The organism is Jiangella ureilytica, from assembly GCF_004348545.1.
In the GTDB taxonomy this organism is placed as follows: Bacteria; Actinomycetota; Actinomycetes; order Jiangellales; family Jiangellaceae; genus Jiangella; species Jiangella ureilytica.
This window is the reverse complement of the sequence record NZ_SMKL01000022.1, coordinates 44,115-60,975: the sequence shown is the minus strand read 5'-3', so window position 1 is coordinate 60,975 and position 16,861 is coordinate 44,115. Positions and strand designations below refer to the sequence as shown.

Annotated in this window: 12 protein-coding genes; 8 read left to right on the top strand and 4 right to left on the bottom strand. The window is 73.2% G+C overall.

Translation table 11 applies throughout. From position 1 onward, the window contains the following. Positions 1 to 23 precede the first annotated feature (23 nt). Complete coding sequence (locus tag E1212_RS11995; protein WP_131982640.1) at positions 24 to 1,409, bottom strand: glycoside hydrolase family 5 protein; 1,386 nt, start codon at positions 1,407 to 1,409, stop codon at positions 24 to 26. Beyond that, positions 1,406 to 2,563, bottom strand: coding sequence for a xylose isomerase (xylA, locus tag E1212_RS11990; RefSeq protein ID WP_131982638.1), 1,158 nt, complete (start codon positions 2,561 to 2,563; stop codon positions 1,406 to 1,408). Before xylA ends, E1212_RS11995 begins: the two co-directional genes overlap by 4 nt. A gap of 163 nt (positions 2,564 to 2,726) precedes the next feature. Here xylA and E1212_RS11985 point away from each other — a divergent pair, with 163 nt between their 5' ends. From E1212_RS11985 to E1212_RS11965, 5 genes are all read left to right on the top strand, one after another. Further along, positions 2,727 to 4,457: an IlvD/Edd family dehydratase gene (locus E1212_RS11985; RefSeq protein WP_131982636.1), complete on the top strand. Its 1,731-nt coding sequence runs from the start codon at positions 2,727 to 2,729 to the stop codon at positions 4,455 to 4,457. Between the two features lie 13 nt (positions 4,458 to 4,470). Further along, positions 4,471 to 5,394 (top strand): fumarylacetoacetate hydrolase family protein, encoded by a 924-nt coding sequence (locus tag E1212_RS11980; RefSeq protein ID WP_131982634.1) that lies wholly within the window; start codon positions 4,471 to 4,473, stop codon positions 5,392 to 5,394. Beyond that, positions 5,391 to 6,389 carry a LacI family DNA-binding transcriptional regulator gene (locus E1212_RS11975; protein ID WP_131982632.1) on the top strand — a complete coding sequence of 333 codons (999 nt, stop codon included), beginning with the start codon at positions 5,391 to 5,393 and terminating at the stop codon, positions 6,387 to 6,389. The genes E1212_RS11980 and E1212_RS11975 overlap by 4 nt, the downstream gene beginning before the upstream one ends. A 24-nt stretch (positions 6,390 to 6,413) precedes the next feature. Continuing rightward, positions 6,414 to 9,182 (top strand): ATP-binding protein, encoded by a 2,769-nt coding sequence (locus E1212_RS11970; RefSeq protein ID WP_131982630.1) that lies wholly within the window; start codon positions 6,414 to 6,416, stop codon positions 9,180 to 9,182. Between the two features lie 150 nt (positions 9,183 to 9,332). Then, entirely contained in the window at positions 9,333 to 10,646 is a 1,314-nt protein-coding gene (locus E1212_RS11965) for an FAD-binding oxidoreductase (protein ID WP_131982628.1), read from the top strand. 130 nt (positions 10,647 to 10,776) lie between these two features. Here the strand turns inward: E1212_RS11965 and E1212_RS11960 are convergent, their stop codons facing one another. Then, positions 10,777 to 11,757: an o-succinylbenzoate synthase gene (locus E1212_RS11960; protein ID WP_131982626.1), complete on the bottom strand. Its 981-nt coding sequence runs from the start codon at positions 11,755 to 11,757 to the stop codon at positions 10,777 to 10,779. 65 nt (positions 11,758 to 11,822) lie between these two features. Here E1212_RS11960 and E1212_RS11955 point away from each other — a divergent pair, with 65 nt between their 5' ends. Next, complete coding sequence (locus E1212_RS11955; RefSeq protein ID WP_131982624.1) at positions 11,823 to 13,271, top strand: lipase maturation factor family protein; 1,449 nt, start codon at positions 11,823 to 11,825, stop codon at positions 13,269 to 13,271. A 31-nt stretch (positions 13,272 to 13,302) separates the two neighbouring features. Here E1212_RS11955 and E1212_RS11950 read toward each other — a convergent pair whose 3' ends face one another. After that, positions 13,303 to 13,590, bottom strand: coding sequence for a WhiB family transcriptional regulator (locus tag E1212_RS11950; protein ID WP_131982622.1), 288 nt, complete (start codon positions 13,588 to 13,590; stop codon positions 13,303 to 13,305). Between the two features lie 220 nt (positions 13,591 to 13,810). Between E1212_RS11950 and E1212_RS11945 the strand changes: the two genes are divergently transcribed. Together E1212_RS11945 and E1212_RS11940 are read left to right on the top strand one after the other, a co-directional pair. Then, a complete protein-coding gene (locus E1212_RS11945; RefSeq protein WP_131982620.1) occupies positions 13,811 to 16,282 on the top strand; it encodes a transglycosylase domain-containing protein in 2,472 nt (823 codons plus the stop codon). 140 nt (positions 16,283 to 16,422) lie between these two features. Further along, positions 16,423 to 16,860, top strand: coding sequence for a hypothetical protein (locus E1212_RS11940; RefSeq protein ID WP_131982618.1), 438 nt, complete (start codon positions 16,423 to 16,425; stop codon positions 16,858 to 16,860). Position 16,861: the final 1 nt, after the last annotated feature.

The following is a 16,861-nucleotide window of genomic DNA, read 5'->3' as shown; positions in this document are numbered from 1 at the left end:
GGCGAGCCGGACGTCCAACGGCGTCAGTTCGCGTAGCGCGACAGCAGCTCGGCCAGCGGCTCGCGCCGGGCACACGCGTCGAAGGCGAACGACGCCCCCAGCTCGGCGGCCTCGTCGGGCGTGACGCCCTCGAAGCAGCGGGCGAAGTCGCCGGCCATGGGCTCGGCCAGCAGGATGTGCCGGACCAGCACGTCGACCCAGCGCTTGCGGCCCCACGGGAACGGCGTGTAGTCGGGGAACTCCTTCTCGAACAGCTCGTCGATGGGGTCGAGCACCGAACGGACGCCGTCGTCGACCGAGCCCCAGGCGTCGACACCGAGGCGGGCCTTCTTCTCCAGCACCGGCGCGATGCGGCGCAGGTACGGCGAGTCGGGACGGGCGTACGTCAGGCCCTGCAGCCCGATGTCCTTGTACGTCCACAGCGCCCAGCTGGCACCGTGCTCGCGGTACAGCGTGAGCTGGTCCTCGAGCAGCCGGTAGCGCTGCTCGTCGCGGCCGGCGTCGCCGGTGTAGACGGGGCCGAACTCGCCGATCCAGATCGGGGTGCCGGTGCTGCGCATGAACTCGGTGCGGGCCAGGAACGTCTTCTCGACGTACGCCTGGTCGACGTACTGGCCGCGGCTCTCGCCGGGATACGGGCCGCCGTCGACGAACCCCGGCAGGGCGTACTCGTGGGCGGTGTAGACGGTGTTCGGCAGCGGGTCGCCGAACATGTGGAACTCCGTGGAGTACCGGTTGCCGTCGAGGAAGAGCACGTGGTGCGGGTCGACGGCGCGAATGGCCGCCTCGAGCCGGCGGTAGAACGGCCCGACCACCTCGCCGGTCGCGTCACCGGGCTCGTTGACGGGGTTGTACCCTGCGACCCACGGGTTGGCCTTGTAGCGGTCGGCCAGCGCCTCCCACAGGTGCACCGCGCGGTCCTGGAAGTGCCTGTGGTTCCAGAACTGCGCGTAGTGCGTCGGGTTGTCGCTGTGCCAGTGCTGGTTCTGCGCGCCGGGCAGCGCATGCAGGTCGAGGATCGTGTAGATGCCGTGCCGGGCACAGGCGTCGACGACGGCGTCCAGCCGCTGGAAGCCGGACTCCTTCAGCTCGAACGGCCGGTCGTCGTCCTCGAAGTGGCGGTAGTTGAACGGGATGCGCAGCGAGTTCAGCCCCAGCGAGGCCAGGTAGGCGGCGTCATCGGCGGTGAAGAACGACGTCAGGAAGGCGTCGAAGAACCGCTCGTACGCCTCGTCGCCGAGCACCCCGCGCAGGGCCTTGCGCTGCAGCGACTCCGTCGACGGGTAGCCGGTGATGAAGTTCTCCATGTTCAGCCAGCCGCCCAGGCCGAACCCGCGGAGCACCAGGGTGGACCCGTCGCCGCCGACGAGCCTGGGCCCGTCGACGGCGACGAAGCCGCTGGTCGTCATCGCACGCCGTAGAGGTAGTCCAGAGCCAGCTGGTCCAGCCGCTCGAACGCCATGCCGCGCTGCGCCGCCTCCTCGGGGTCGAACTCGTCGCCCCGGATCGAGTCGACGGTCTCGCCGGGCGCCGCGGTGGGCGTGGCGAGCTGGTCGAGCCGGGCCGCGGCCAGCGCCTCCTGGACCTCGGGGTCGGCGCGGAACGCCGCGGTCTTCTCGCGCAGGATCAGGTAGTTGCGCATGCAGCCCTCGGCCGACGCCCATACGCCGTCCATGTCCTCGGTGCGCGGCGGCTTGAAGTCGAAGTGCCGCGGCCCGTCGTAGCCGCCGGACTCGATGATGTCGACGGTCCAGAAGGCGCCGCGGGCGTTGCCGGCGCCGAAGCGGAAGTCCTGGTCGTAGCGCGGGCCGGTCTGGCCGTTGAGGTCGATGTGGAAGAGCTTGCCGTGCCACAGCGCCTGGGCGATGCCGTGCGCGTAGTTCATCGAGGCCATCTCCTCGTGCCCCACCTCGGGGTTGAGGCCGACCAGTTCGGGGTGCTCGAGCTCGTTGATGAACGCGATGGCGTGGCCGATGGTCGGCAGCAGGATGTCGCCGCGCGGCTCGTTCGGCTTCGGCTCGATGGCGACCCGCAGGTCGTAGCCGCGGTCGATGATGTACTGGCCCAGGAGGTCGAAGGCCTCCTTGTAGCGGTCGAGCGCGGCCCTGATGTCCTTGGCGGCGCCGGACTCCGCGCCCTCGCGGCCGCCCCAGGCGACGAAGACCTTGGCGCCCAGCTCGGCGCCGAGGTCGATCTGGTCGGCGGCCTTGCGGATGGCGAAGCGGCGCACGTCGCGGTCGTTGTTGGTGAACCCGCCGTCGCGGAAGACCGGGTGCGAGAAGAGGTTCGTGGTGACCATCGGGACCTGCAGCCCGGTCTCCTCGAGCGCTGCGCGGAACGGCTTGAGGGCGGCGTCGCGCTCGGACGCCGAGGCGCCGAACGGGATGACGTCGTTGTCGTGGAACGTGATGCCGTAGGCACCCAGCTCGGAGAGCTTGCGCACGGCGGCGGCGGGGTCGAGCCGCGGCCGGACGGCGCCGCCGAAGACGTCCACCCCCTCCCAGCCGACCGTCCAGAGGCCGAAGGAGAACCTGTCCTCGCGGGTGGGGGTGTAGTCGTTCATGCGCGCGGCCTCCAGCCGAAAGTTTCTTCAGAGACGTGGCCACCCTAGGCCCGCGTGGAGTGCAACCGCAAGGGTCGGACGTGGGTTGATGCCACGCCATTGACGTGAGATTGTGGCGCTCGTTACGGTGAGGGTTCCGAAACTTTCGGCCGTTGGAGTATTCGTGACGCATGACCACGTCCGCCGCAGCCAGGCCTGGTTCGGGGCGGCCGGCCGCTCCGGCATGATCTACCGGTCCTGGATGCGCAACCAGGGGTTCGGCCCCGAGGTGTTCGACGGGCGGCCGGTCATCGGCATCGCGTCGACCTGGTCCGAGCTGGCGCCGTGCAACGCGCACCTGAACCGGGTCGCCGAGGCGGTGAAGCGCGGCGTCTGGCAGGCCGGCGGCTTCCCGCTCGAGTTCCCCGTCATGGCCACCGGCGAGACCCTGATCCGCCCGACGGCGATGTTCTACCGCAACCTGCTGGCACTGCAGGCCGAGGAGCTGATCCGGGCCAACCCGCTCGACGGCGTCGTGCTGCTGTCCGGCTGCGACAAGACGACGCCCGGCCTGCTCATGGGCGCGGCCAGCGTCGACCTGCCCGCCGTCATGGTCACCGGCGGGCCGATGCTCAGCGGCAAGTTCCGCGGCCAGGACGTCGGTTCGGGCACGCACGTGTGGAAGTTCGAGGAGGACCTCAAGGCCGGCCGCATGACGCAGGCCGAGGTCTTCGAGGCCGAGGGGTGCATGGCCCGGTCCAACGGCCACTGCATGACCATGGGGACGGCGTCGACCATGGCCTGCGTCGCCGAGGCGCTGGGCATGCAGCTGCCCGGCTCGGCGACCTGGCCCGCCGTCGACATGCGCCGGTTCGAGGTGGCGCAGGAGGCCGGCCGGCGCATCGTCGCCATGGTCGACGAGGACCTGCGGCCCAGCGCGATCATGACGAGGGCGGCGTTCGAGAACGCCATCCGGGCCAACGCGGCCATCGGCGGGTCGACCAACGCGATCATCCATCTCATGGCCATCGCCGGCCGGCTCGGCGTGGAGCTGTCGCTGGACGACTTCGACGAGCTGGCCCGGCCGGTGCCCACCGTCGTCGACCTCATGCCGTCGGGCCGGTTCCTCATGGAGGACTTCTGCTACGCCGGCGGGCTGCCGGTCGTGCTGCGCGACCTCGCCGAGGCCGGGCTGCTCGACGGCGACGCGCTGACGGTCACGGGCCGGTCCATCGGGGCGAACGTCGCGACGGCGCAGTGCTGGAACCGCGAGGTCATCCGCCCGATGAGCGAGCCGCTGCAGCCGGCCGGCTCGGGCACGGCGGTGCTGCGCGGCAACCTCGCCCCGGGCGGCGCCGTGGTCAAACAGTCGGCCGCCTCGCCGGGGCTGCTGCGCCACACCGGCCGGGCGGTCGTGTTCGACACGCCCGAGGCGTACCACGAGGTCTGCGACGACCCCGATCTCGACATCGCGGCCGACGACGTCATCGTCGTCCGCGGCGCCGGGCCGCGCGGCTATCCCGGCATGCCCGAGGTGGCCAACGTCCCGATCCCGACGAGGCTGCTGCGCGCCGGCGTCACCGACATGGTGCGCATCTGCGACGGCCGCATGAGCGGCACCGGCTACGGCACCGTGGTGCTGCACGTCGCGCCGGAGTCCGCGGTCGGCGGGCCGCTGGCGTTCGTCCGCACCGGCGACTCCGTCACGCTCGACGTCGCCGCCCGCACGCTCACGCTGGACGTCGACGACGACGAGCTGTCGCGGCGGCGCGAGGCGTGGAAGCCGCCGTCGCCGTCGCACGAGAGCGGCTACGGCTGGCTCTACACCCAGCACGTCCTGCAGGCCGACCGCGGCGCCGACTTCGACTTCCTGGTCGGCTCGCGCGGCGACGGCGTCCCCCGCGAATCCCACTGAGACGGAGACCGCTGTGCTGCTGGTCCGGTTCGCCACACCGTCGTCCCCGGCCGCGAGCGCCGGCGTGCTCGACGGCGACACCGTCACGACGATCGACGGGGTCGAGTCGCTCGCGGCGCTCTGGCGGCTGGCGCCGGCGTCCTTGCGGTCGACGGTCGAGGCTGCGGCCGGGCGCGCGTACCCCGCGGGCGACGTCACGCTGCTGCCGCCGGTCGACGCCGCCACCGAGGTCTGGGCCTGCGGCGTCACGTACAAGGTGTCCGAGGAGGCGCGGGTCGAGGAGAGCGAGCGGGCCGCGTCGGTGTACGAGCTGGTCTACGACGCCGAGCGGCCGGAGATCTTCTTCAAGTCCGTGGCCTGGCGCGTGGTCGGCGACGGCGAGCCGATCGCCGTCCGGTCCGACTCCCGCATCGACGTGCCCGAGCCGGAGCTCGCCGTCGTCGTCACCGCGCACGGCGAGATCGCCGGCTACACCGTCTGCAACGACGTCTCCTCGCGCACCATCGAGGGCGAGAACCCGCTCTACCTGCCGCAGGCCAAGGCCTATCTGGGCGCGTGCGCCGTCGGCCCCGGCATCCGGCCCGCGTGGGAGGTCCCGGACCCGTACGCGCTGCCGGTGTCGATGTCGATCACGCGCGACGGCGCCGAGGACTGGTCGGGCACGGCGAGCACCGGCCAGCTGCGGCGGCGGTTCGACGAGCTGGTGTCGTACCTGCTGCGTGCCGACGTGTTCCCCGACGGCGCCGTGCTCACGACGGGCACCTGCCTGGTCCCGGCCGCGCCCTGGACGCTGCGGACGGGCGACGTCGTGCGCATCGAGGTCGGCGGCGTCGGTGTGCTGGCCAACCCCGTCGTCGAGGGCGTCGAGGCGATGTCGTGGCTGGTCGACGCGCGCGACGACGTCCGGCTGCGGGCCGCGGGCAGGCCGGCGCCGTGACGAACACGCGGGTGACCATCGCCGAGATCGCGCGCGAGGCCGGGGTCTCCGAGGCGACGGTCAGCAAGGTGCTCAACGGCCGCACGGAGGTCGCGCCGGCCACCCGCGCGCGGGTGCAGGAGCTGCTCGACGCGCGCGGCTACGAGCGCCGCGGCACCCGGGTCGAGGAGCGCACCGGCCTCATCGACCTCGTCATCTCCGAGCTCAACACGCCGTGGTCCATGGACGTGCTGCGGGGTGCGGAGCAGGAGGCCCGCCGGGCCGGCGCCGCCGTCGTCGTCACCTCCACCGAGGGCCGCAGCGACGAGAGCTGGCTCGACCGCGTCACCGAGCGGCGCTCCGACGGCGTGCTGCTGGTGCTGTCGCCGCTGCCCTCCGGCGCGGCCCGCCGGCTCACGGCGGCCGGCATCCCGTTCGTGCTGGTCGACCCGGTCGGCGGGTTCGACCCCGCCATCCCCACCGTCGGCGTCACCAACTGGGCCGGGGGGCTGGCCGCGACGGAGCACCTCATCGGCCTCGGGCACCGGCGCATCGGCATCGTCACCGGGCCCACTGACCTCGTCTGCAGCCAGCAGCGGCTCGAGGGGTACCGCGCGGCGCTCGGGCGGGCCGGGCGGCCCGTCGACGACACGCTCGTCCGTTACGGCGACTTCCGCGCCGACGGCGGTGCGCGCGAGGTGCGGGCCCTGCTGGACCTGCCCGACCCGCCGACCGCCGTCTTCGCCGGCTCGGACCTGCAGGCCACAGGCGTGTACGCCGAGGCGCACCGGCGCGGGCTGCGGATACCCGACGAGCTCAGCGTCGTCGGCTTCGACGACGTCGCGCTGTGCGAGTGGGTGTCGCCGACGCTCACCACCGTGCGGCAGCCGCTGCTCGAGATGGCCCGCATGGCCATCCGCTCCGTCCTCGACCCGACGGAGTCCGACCGGCCGCTGCGGCTCGAGCTCGCCACCAGCCTGGTCACCCGCGCGAGCACGGCGCCGCCTTCGGCGTGACGCCCGATGGGTGAGAATGGCGGCGTGGTGCGGCCGGAGATCTCCGCGCGCGAGGCCGAGGTCCTCGCCGCGCTCGGCGAGCACCTGACCAACGCCGAGATCGCGGCCCGGTTCGTCATCTCCGTCCGCACGGTCGAGAGCCACGTCTCCGCCCTGCTGCGCAAGTTCGGCGCGGGCGACCGGCGAGCGCTGGCCGCGCTGGCGCCGTCGGTGCCGGGTCCCTCTGATGCGGCGGCGGGTCCGGCGGCAGCTCCGGCGCTGCCGGTGCCCCTGACCTCGCTGGTCGGGCGCGTGTCCGAGCGCGCCTCGGTCGCGTCGGCGCTGGCGGAGCAGCGGCTGGTGACGGTCGTCGGTGCCGGCGGCGTCGGCAAGACCCGGCTGGCGCTGGCCGTCGCGGCCGACGTCGCGGACCGGTTCGGCGGCGGCGTCTGGTACGCCGACCTCGTCCCCGTGCCCGACGGCGAGGCGCTGCCGGCCGCGGTGGCGGCGGCGCTGGGCCTCGGCGAGCAACCGGGCCGCAGCGCGCTCGAAACCGTGCTCGCCTGGGCGGCCGGCCAGCAGGCGCTGCTCGTGCTGGACAACTGCGAGCACGTCGTCGACGGGGTGGTCGCGTTCGTCGAGCTCCTGCTGGCCGCGGCGCCCGGGCCGACGGTGCTCGCCACCAGCCGGTCCCGACTGCTGCTGCCGTTCGAGTGGGTGGTGCCGATCGGCGGCCTGGGCGACGACGCGGTGGCGCTGTTCGAGCAGCGTTCCCGGGCGGCCGGGGCGCTTCCCGTCGGTTCCGGCGCTGAGACCGAGCGGGTGGCGGCGATCTGCGCCGCGCTCGACGGCAGCCCGCTGGCGATCGAACTGGCCGCGGCCCGGCTGCCGTCCGTCGGACTGGACGGGCTGGAGCACGGGCTCGGCGACCGGCTCCGGCTGCTCGACGGCGCCCGGCGCGGCGGCGGGCGGCACGGGTCGCTGCGCTCGGCGCTGGACTGGAGCCACGACCTGCTCGACGAGCCCGGGCGCGTGGTGCTGCGCCGGGTCTCGGTGTTCGCGGCGCCGTTCTCGGTGGCCGCCGCGGACGCCGTCGTGGCCGGCGACGGGGTCGCGGCCGAGCTCGCGGCGCTGGCCGACCACAGCCTGCTGGTCCCGGTGGGCGGGCCCGGCGGGACCCGGTACCTCGCGCTGGAGACGATCCGCCAGTACGGCGCCGAGCGGTTGATCGAGGCCGGCGAGGACGCCGTCGTCCGGGCCGCTCACCTGCGCTGGTGCACGGACAAGGGGACCGCACTGCTGGCAGCCGATCCGGCCGCACCGGACTGGCGCGGCCGCGTCGACCGGCTCGCCGACGACCTGCACGCCGCGCTCGGCTGGGTGACGTCATCGGCCGCGGCATCGTCGGAACCGTCTGATCCGTCCGCCATGGAGGTGGCCCTGCTCGTCGGGCGACTCTGCCACCGGCGCGGGCTGCAGGGCGAGGCGCAGCGCCGGTTCGAACAGGCCGCCGACCTCGCCCCGGACGCCGCCGGCGAGGTGGGGGCGCTGCGGCTGGCCGCCGGCTCGGCCCGGGCCCGGCTGGCCGGCGGCGATGCCCTGCGGCTGCATCGGGCCGCGGCGGCCGTCGCCGAACGCGCCGGCGACGGCGTCACCGCGGCCGGCCAGCTGGCCCAGGCCGCCGAGCTGGTGCATCGCTCGGCCGGCATCCTGGCCGAGGTGCCGGCCGCCGCGACCGCCGCCGGCTGGCTCGCCGACGCCCGCCGGCTGGGCGGCGACGATCCCGGCGTGCTGGCCCGCATCGCCGTCGTCGAGGCGTTCGCCGCCGCCGATGACGACCGGGACGCCGCCGCTCGCACCGAGCGGGCGCTCGAGCTGGCCCGCGCGAGCGGCGACGCCGTCGTCGAGAGTGCGGCCCTGGACCAGCTCACCGGCCTGCGGCTGGCCCGTGGCGAGGCCCGGGCGGCGCTGGCGAGCGCGCTGCGGCGGACCGAGCTGCTGGCCGGGCCGCTCGACCCTCAGCAGGGCTTCGAGCTGTCCGACGCCTACGGCATGGCGACGGAGTCCGCGATCGCCGCCGGCGACCTGCGGCTGGCCCGGCAGACCGCCGAGACGCTGCGCGACCTGCCGTCGCAGCGCGAGGTCGCCCACGTCGGCACCGCCCGGCTCGCCGTCGTCATGGTGCTGAGCGGCGACTGGGCCGAGGCCGTCGCCGTCGGCGAGCTGTTCCGCGAGAGCTGGGAGCGGGCGGGCCGGCCGCGCATCCCGTCGATGCGCCGGGTCGCTGCCGCGCTCGGTTCCGTGCACGGCGCGCGCGGTGACGTCGCGCAGCAGGAGGTGTGGCGCGACGTCGAGGCCGGAGTGGCCTCGGCCGACCACCGCCCGCACGACCAACGCGCCGTCGAGAGCGTCTTCGCCGCGCTCGAGGCCCTGCACCGCGACCGCATGGACGACGCCGTCGCCGTCCTGCGCCGCGAGCCCGAGGAGTTCCGCGGCTGGTTCGAGCTGATCTGGCGGCCCTGGTACGCGGCCGCGTGGGCCGAGGCCGCGGTGCTGGCCGGGCGGCCCGACGCCGTGGAGCGGATCGACCGCGCGCGTCTGTTCACCACCGACAACGTCGTGGCCGCCGCCCTGGTCGACCGGGCCGCGGCGCTGGCCGCCGGCGACGTCGACGGCATCCTCGCCGCGGCCGAGACGCTCGACGCCGCCGCGTCCCGGTACCAGTGGGCGCGCAGCCTGCTGCTGGCCGGCGGCGCGCACCGGACCCGCGGCCTCGCCGCCCTGGCCGAGCTCGGCGCCCCCGTCACCTACTGACCACGTTCCGTGGTCGATCCGTGCTCGGCACGGATGTCCGTGCCCACCCCTCGGCGCGATCGTGAAGTCGCCGGAAGAAATCTCGCCGGCGATGTCGAAAACCGGTCCCGCCGCACGACGTACCGGTAGACCGCACCGAGGGAGCACACGATGACGATCACGATCCAGCACCAGCAGTCCACCGCCGCCGTCGCGCTGCGCGGCGCCATCGCGGGCACCGTCCACGAGCCGGGCGACGCCGGGTACGACGCGCACCGCAAGGCGCTGCTGCCGACGCTGGACCCGCGGCCGGCCGTCGTGGTCGAGGCGCGGTCGACGGCGGACGTGCAGGCCGCGGTGCGCACGGCCCGCGAGCACGGCCTGCCGTTCTCCGTGCAGTCGACCGGCCACGGCACGTACGTCCCGAACGACGGCGGGCTGCTGCTGAAGACGACGGCGATGTCCTCGGTCTTCGTGGACCCGCGGCGCCGGGTGGTCCGGGTCCGGCCCGGCACCGTCTGGGGCGACGTGCTCGAGGCGACCCGGCCCTACGGGCTGGCGCCGCTGTCCGGGTCGTCGCCGACGGTCGGCGTCACCGGCTACACGCTCGGCGGCGGCATGGGCTGGCTGGCCCGCAAGCACGGGTTCGCCGCCGACAGCGTCATCAGCGCCGACATCGTCACCGCCGACGGCGCCCTGCTGACGGTGACCGCGGACCGGCACCCGGAACTGTTCTGGGCGATCCGCGGCGGGGGCGGCGGCTTCGGCGTCGTGACGTCGCTGGAGTTCCGCGTGTACCCGGTCGCGCAGGTGTACGGCGGCATCTCCTGGTTCGACGTGGACAACGCCGCGGCCGCGCTGCGGGTCTACCGCGACTGGGCCGCTGCGGCGCCCGACGAGATGAGCAGCGCGGTCGTGCTGTCGCGCATCCCCGACGTCGAGTCGGTGCCGGCGCAGCTGCGCGGGCGCCGTGCCGTCGGCATCAAGGCCCTCTACACCGGCCGCGCCGACGACGCCGAGCGGCTGCTCCGCCCGCTGCGCCTGGCGGCCGGCCCGGCGCTGGTCGACGGCTACCGGAGCATGGACTACGCCGACGCGGCCATGGGCGGCACGCCGGCGCGGTTCTTCGACTTCTTCCCCGTCCTCGGCGACGAGGTCGTCGACACCGTCGTGGCCGCCGCCGAGGCGGGCTCGACCGTGGAGATCCGGCACTGGGACGGCGCCACCGGGCGTCCCGGCCCCGGAGCCGGCCCGGCCGGACACCGCGGCGTGCCGTTCAGCATCATCCTCGACCAGCCGAGGCCGGAGTTCGTGCAGCCGCTGCGGCCGCACGGCATCGGCGGTGCGTTCCTCAACTTCCTCTCCGACCCGGCCCGCACCGCCGACGCCTACACCCCGGCCGGCTACGCGCGGCTCTGCACGGTGAAGGCCACCTACGACCCGAACGGCTTCTTCGCCCAGGGCCACGCCGCCCTCGGCCACTGACCGCCGTACGACGAGTTCCGCCGCCCCGCCCCGGAATGATCACGTTCAGCACGGGATCTCGTGCCGCACTACGCCTGCAATCGTGGTGCGACAGGGGATTTCGTACTGAACGTGATCATTCCCAGGCAAGTCAGAGCGAGGCGAGGGCGCGGACGCGGGACAGGCGGTCGCGCCACCAGCGTTCGCGTGCGGGGTCGGCCAGGCGGTACTCCGCCAGCCGCGCGGGGTCGGGCGACGGCGGCGCCGGCGGGACGGGGAGCGAGCCACTGACCGGCCGCAGGCTGACGCCGTCGTCGACCAGGTCGCCGGTGAGCAGCGAGAGCGTGCCGAGCCCGCAGGCGTACGGCAGCTCCGGCAGTGCGCCGGCCAACGCCAGCTGGCCCGCCAGCCCGACGCTGGTCTCGAGGGCGGACGACACCACGCACGGCAGCCCGGCGGCCTCGGCCACCCGGAGCGCGCGCCGCACCCCGCCGAGCGGCGTCCCCTTGATGACCGCGATGTCGGCGGCGCCCGCGACGGCGACCTTCAGCGGGTCGTCGGCGCGGCGGATCGACTCGTCGGCCGCGATCGGCACGTCCACCGCGCGGCGCACGGCGGCCAGTTCGTCCAGCGTCCGGCAGGGCTGCTCCGCGTACTCCAGCCCACCCGCCGCCCGGTCCAGCGCGCGCAGCGACGTGATTGCGGTGTCGACGTCCCAGGCGCCGTTGGCGTCGACCCGGACCCGCCCGTTCCGCCCGAGCGCAGCACGCACCGCCTCGACCCGCGCCGCGTCCTCGGCCAGCGAGCCGGGGTGGTCGGCGACCTTCACCTTCGCCGTCGTGCAGCCGGACGCCGCGACGATCTCGTGCGCCCGCTCCGGCCCGACCGCGGGGACCGTGCAGTTGACCGGGACGCGGTCGCGGACCGGCGCCGGCGGCGGCACGGTGGCCTGTTCGACGGCGGCCCGGAGCCAGGGCACGCACTCGGCGTCGTCGTAGTCGGCGAACGCGCAGAACTCGCCCCAGCCGGCCGGACCACTGAAGACCAGTCCTTCGCGAACGGTGATGCCGCGGAACCGGGTGCGCATGGGGATCGCGTAGACCACCGCACCCGCGAAGTCGACGTCAGCCACCGGTCCATGCTGTCAGGGGTTTGCCTGCGTCGCGGCAGGGCACCCTACCGCTGAGGCGCATTGTCATGAACTGGTTCACCGCGGAGGGTTACTGGCTGAGCCGGCTGGTGTTCCAGCGGGCCCTGGCAGCGATCTACCTGGTCGCCTTTCTCAGCGCCGTCACCCAGTTCCGCGCGCTCATCGGCGAGCGCGGCCTGACGCCGGTGCCGAGGTTCGTCGGCCGGGTGCCGTTCCGCCGCGCGCCCAGCCTGTTCCAGCTGCACTATTCCGACCGATTCTTCGCCGTCGTCGGGTGGCTGGGTGTCGCGTGGTCGGCGGCGCTGCTGGTCGGACTCGCCGACGACCTGCCGCTGTGGGCGCATCTGCTCGCGTGGGCCGTGCCGTGGGCGCTCTACCTGTCGATCGTGCACGTTGGGCAGGTCTGGTACGGCTTCGGCTGGGAGACCCTGCTCTGTGAGGCCGGCTTCCTGGCGATCTTCCTGGGGCCGTCGACGGTGGCGCCGCCGCTGCTCGTGCTGGTGGCGCTGTGGTGGGTGCTGTTCCGGCTGGAGTTCGGCGCCGGGCTGATCAAGCTGCGCGGCGACCGGTGCTGGCGCGACCTGACCTGCCTGTACTACCACCATGAGACGCAGCCGATGCCGAACCCGCTGAGCTGGTGGTTCCATCACCTGCCGCGGTGGGCGCACCGCGTGGAGGCGGCGGCCAACCACGTGACGCAGCTGGTGGTGCCATTCCTGCTGTTCGCGCCGCAGCCCGTGCGCACCGGCGCCGCGGCCGTCGTCATCGTGACGCAGGGCTGGCTGGTCCTCAGCGGCAACTTCGCCTGGCTGAACGTGCTGACCATGGTGATCGCGACGACTGCGGTCGGCGGGGACGCGTGGGCGTGGCTGCTGCCGGTGACGGCGCCGGCCGGGCTCGACGACCCGCCGGCCTGGTACGCCGCCGTGGTCCTCGCCCTGGCGGTGGTGGTCGCCGTGCTCAGCTACTGGCCGGTGCGCAACCTCATCTCGCGCGAACAGGTCATGAACACCAGCTTCAACCCGTTGCTGCTGGTCAACACGTACGGCGCGTTCGGCAGCGTCACCCGGATCCGGCACGAGGTCGTCATCGAGGGGACCGCCGACGCCGTGATCCGCCCGGACACCGTCTGGCACGAGTACGAGTTCAAGGGCAAGCCCGGCGACCCGCGCCGGCTGCCGCGCCAGTTCGCGCCGTACCACCTGCGGCTGGACTGGCTGATGTGGTTCGCCGCCATCTCGCCGAGCTACGCGCAGGCCTGGTTCCCGGCGCTGCTGTCGAAGCTGCGCGACGACGACCCGGTGACCGCCCGGCTGCTGCGGCACAATCCGTTCCCGCACCTGCCCCCGGCGCACGTGCGGGCCCGGCTGTACCGGTACCGGTTCACCGACCGGGCCGAGCGCCGTGAGACCGGCGCCTGGTGGCACCGGACGCTGGTCGGCGACTACTGGAGCGTGGGCGAAAGCCCTGCGGACATACGCCGGCCCCGGGCGTGATGCCCGGGGCCTCGGCGTTCTCTGTGTGGGTCTAGCCGGCCTTGATCAGGTACTCGTCGCGGGCGGCCTCGAGCAGGCCCCGCCACGAGTCGACCTCAGGACGCCGCCGGAGCAGCGCACGGCGCTCGCGCTCCGTCATGCCGCCCCAGATACCGAACTCCGTCCGGTTGTCCAGTGCGTCGGCCAGGCACTCCGTGCGCACCGGGCAGCCGAGGCACACCGCCTTCGCCCGGTTCTGGGCCGCGCCCTGAACGAACAGCTCGTCGGGCTCGCTACTGCGGCACGCCGCCAAGCTGGTCCAGTCATCGATCCATGTCATCCGGCTGTCACCCCCGTCAACTTGGTGAGCACACCAAACCCTCTCTAGTTCACCCCGATGACGTGACGCTATGCAAACATGTGGGTCATGACCAGACCCTGATCGACCGAAAATAGATCAGCCGGTTGGACGATGGCCGCGGCGTGGCGATTCTGGTAGCTGCTGGCGCGCCGGCTGTCGGTTAGAGACAGTGTGGCATAACGACGTAAGCTTGCCGTCCATGGCGATACGTCCCTCCGCCGTCGTTGCCACGGTACGCCGTGTTCTCCTCGTTGCCGGGGTTGCCGCGCTGTGCGGTGTGCTGCTGGCCGGCCTTGCCCTGCCCGTGGTCGCGGGCCTCGGCCTGACCGCGCGTGAGAGTGCCGACACCTTCGCCGCCATGCCGGCCGACCTCGAGCCCGGCCCCATGGCCCAGACCTCCTACATGGTCGACGCCGACGGGCAGCCGCTCGCCACGTTCTTCGAGGAGAACCGCGTCGAGGTCGGCCTCGACGAGATCTCGCCGGTCATGAAGGACGCCATCCTCGCCATCGAGGACGACCGCTTCTACGAGCGCGGCCCCATCGACATCCAGGGCACCCTGCGCGCGTTCCTGCGCAACGTCGAGGCCGGCGAGACCCAGGGCGGTGGCTCCACGCTCACCCAGCAGTACGTCAAGCAGGTGCGCATCTCGCAGGCCACCTCACCCGAAGAGGTCGCCGACGTCCAGGCCAGCACTGGTGTCGAGGGCTACCGCCGCAAGCTCGAAGAACTGCGCATGGCCGTTCAGGTCGAGCAAGAGCTGACCAAGGACGAGATCCTCCAGCGTTACCTCAACATCGCCTTCTTCGGCTCCCGTTCCTACGGCATCGAGGCGGCGGCCAGGACGTATTTCTCCACCACCGCCGCGAACCTCACGCTCACGCAGGCCGCGCTGCTCGCCGGCATCGTGCAGCAGCCGGTCGCCTACGACCCCACCCGCGACCCCGAGGCCGCGCTCGGGCGCCGCAACGTCGTGCTCAACCGCATGGCCGCCACCGGCCGCATCACCGAGCAGGAGGCCGCCGAGGCCCGCGCCACCGACCTCGGCCTGGTGCCCAGCGCCACGCCCAACGGCTGCGTGCCGTCCTACGCCGGCTACTTCTGCGACTACGTCGTGCACGAGCTGCTCACCATGCCCGAGCTCGGCGAGACGCCCGAGGAGCGGCAGAACCTGCTCGAGCGCGGCGGCCTGCGGATCGAGACCACCATCAGCCCGGCGGCCCAGGCGGCGGCCCAGGACGCGGTGTCCGACCGGGTCGCGCCCACGGACGGTGCCATCGGCTCGCTGGCCACGGTGCAGCCCAACAACGGCTACATCCGCGCCATGGCCAACTCGCGCACCTACGGTGTCGAGGGCGACGGCGTCAGCAGCATCAACTACGCCGCCGACGAGGTCATGGGCGGCGGCAACGGCATCCAGTCCGGGTCGACGTTCAAGGCGTTCGTTCTTGCCGCCGCCATCGAGCAGGGCATCCCGCTCAACACGTCGATCAACTCGCCGCAGCAGGTGAGGCTGCGGGTGAACTCGTTCAGCACGTGCGAGGGCCGTATCCGCAGCAGCGAGGTCTGGGAGCCGAAGAACTCCACCGGCAGCGGGACGTTCAACCTGCGCACCGGCACCGAGCGCTCGGTCAACACGTTCTTCGCCCAGCTCGAGCAGCGCACCGGTCTCTGCCTCCCGGCCACCATCGCGCAGGGCGCCGGCGTCATGCGCGCCGACCTCGACGAGGCGAACGCGGTGCAGCCGCTCAACCAAGTGCCCTCGTTCACCCTGGGCGCCAACGAGGTATCGCCGCTGTCCATGGCCGCGGGCTACGCCATGTTCGCCAACCGCGGCGTGCACTGCCCCACCACTTCCGTCGTCCGGGTCACCGACAGCGCGGGCAACGTGCTGGTCGACCACACGCAGCCGACCTGCGAGAAGGTCATCGAGCCGGCCGTCGCCGACGCCGTCAACTCGGTCCTGCAGGGCGTCATCTACAACTCCGGCGCCACCGGCAACCGCATGCAGCTCGACGGCGACCGACCTGCCGCGGGCAAGACCGGTACCACCAACAGCGCCATCGCCGTCTGGTTCGTCGGCTACACGCCGCAGCTGTCCACCGCGGTGGCGGTCGCCGACGTCGACGGCCGGCTCGAGACGCTGGACGGCCGCACCTACAACGGCGAGCGCATCCGCGAAGCCTGCGGTGGCTGCATCCCCGGTCCCATCTGGAAGCAGATGATGGACGCCGCGCTGGACGGCGCTGATGAGATTCCGTTCACCGCTCCTGACCCGCAGACCATCCAGGGCGTGACGGTGCGCGTGCCGGACGTGCGCGGCATGGACTCCGACGCTGCCATCGAGACCCTTGCGGACGCGGGTTTCAGCGCCTCCGTCTCCGGTGAGGTGAACTCCGACTTACAGGAGGGCCTCGTCGTCACCACCGATCCCGGTGCCGGCGCCGAGGTCGCGTCGGGCAGCAACATCGGCCTCGTCATCAGCAACGGCGAGGCCCCGGCCGACGACGACATCTCCGGCGGTCCCGCCACTCAGCCGCCGACCTTCGGCGGCGAGGACGGCGACGAAGAGGGCGACGGCGACGGCTGGCGCGACACCTTCACGTTGCCGCCGGGCGAGGTGTTCTCGCCGGGCGGGGTGCTGCCAGGGGAGCTGCTGCCGGCGCGCTAGCGCCGACGGCCGTGCGGGGGTCGCGCCTCACGAGGCGCGGCCCCCGCGCCACCTCCCGGTCGCCGGCCCGGAGCGAAGCGCACCCGAGGGGGCCGACCGCCGCCGTGGACAGCCGCACGTGGAGACGCATCGGCCGCGCGATGGCCGCACTCGCGGTCGTCCTCGTGCTGCTCGTCACGACGCTCGTCATCGTCATCTGGTACCAGTGGCGGCAGGGTGAGCAAGAGGTCCTCGACGAGCAGGCGGCCGAGGCGGAGATCATGCGCGGCAGGCTGGAGCGAAACCGCGATGCCGGCGAGTTCGACGAGGCCGTCGGTGCCCGCCTCGAGGACATCGTCGAAGACCTCGTGACGCGCACTCAGGACGGCGAGCTGGTCTCGGTGACGGAGCGGCCGGACGACCTCCAGGTGGTCGCGGTGGTGGGCGTGCCCCCGGCCATCGCGATCAGTGCGCAGAGCGGCGTGGACAAGGCCTGCTTCGAGTTCACGGTGCCGCCGTCGCCCGCACCGGTCATCGTCGAGCGGCTGTCACCCGACGAGGGCCGCTGGCCGGACGAGTGCTACGGCTTCAGTAGCTGAC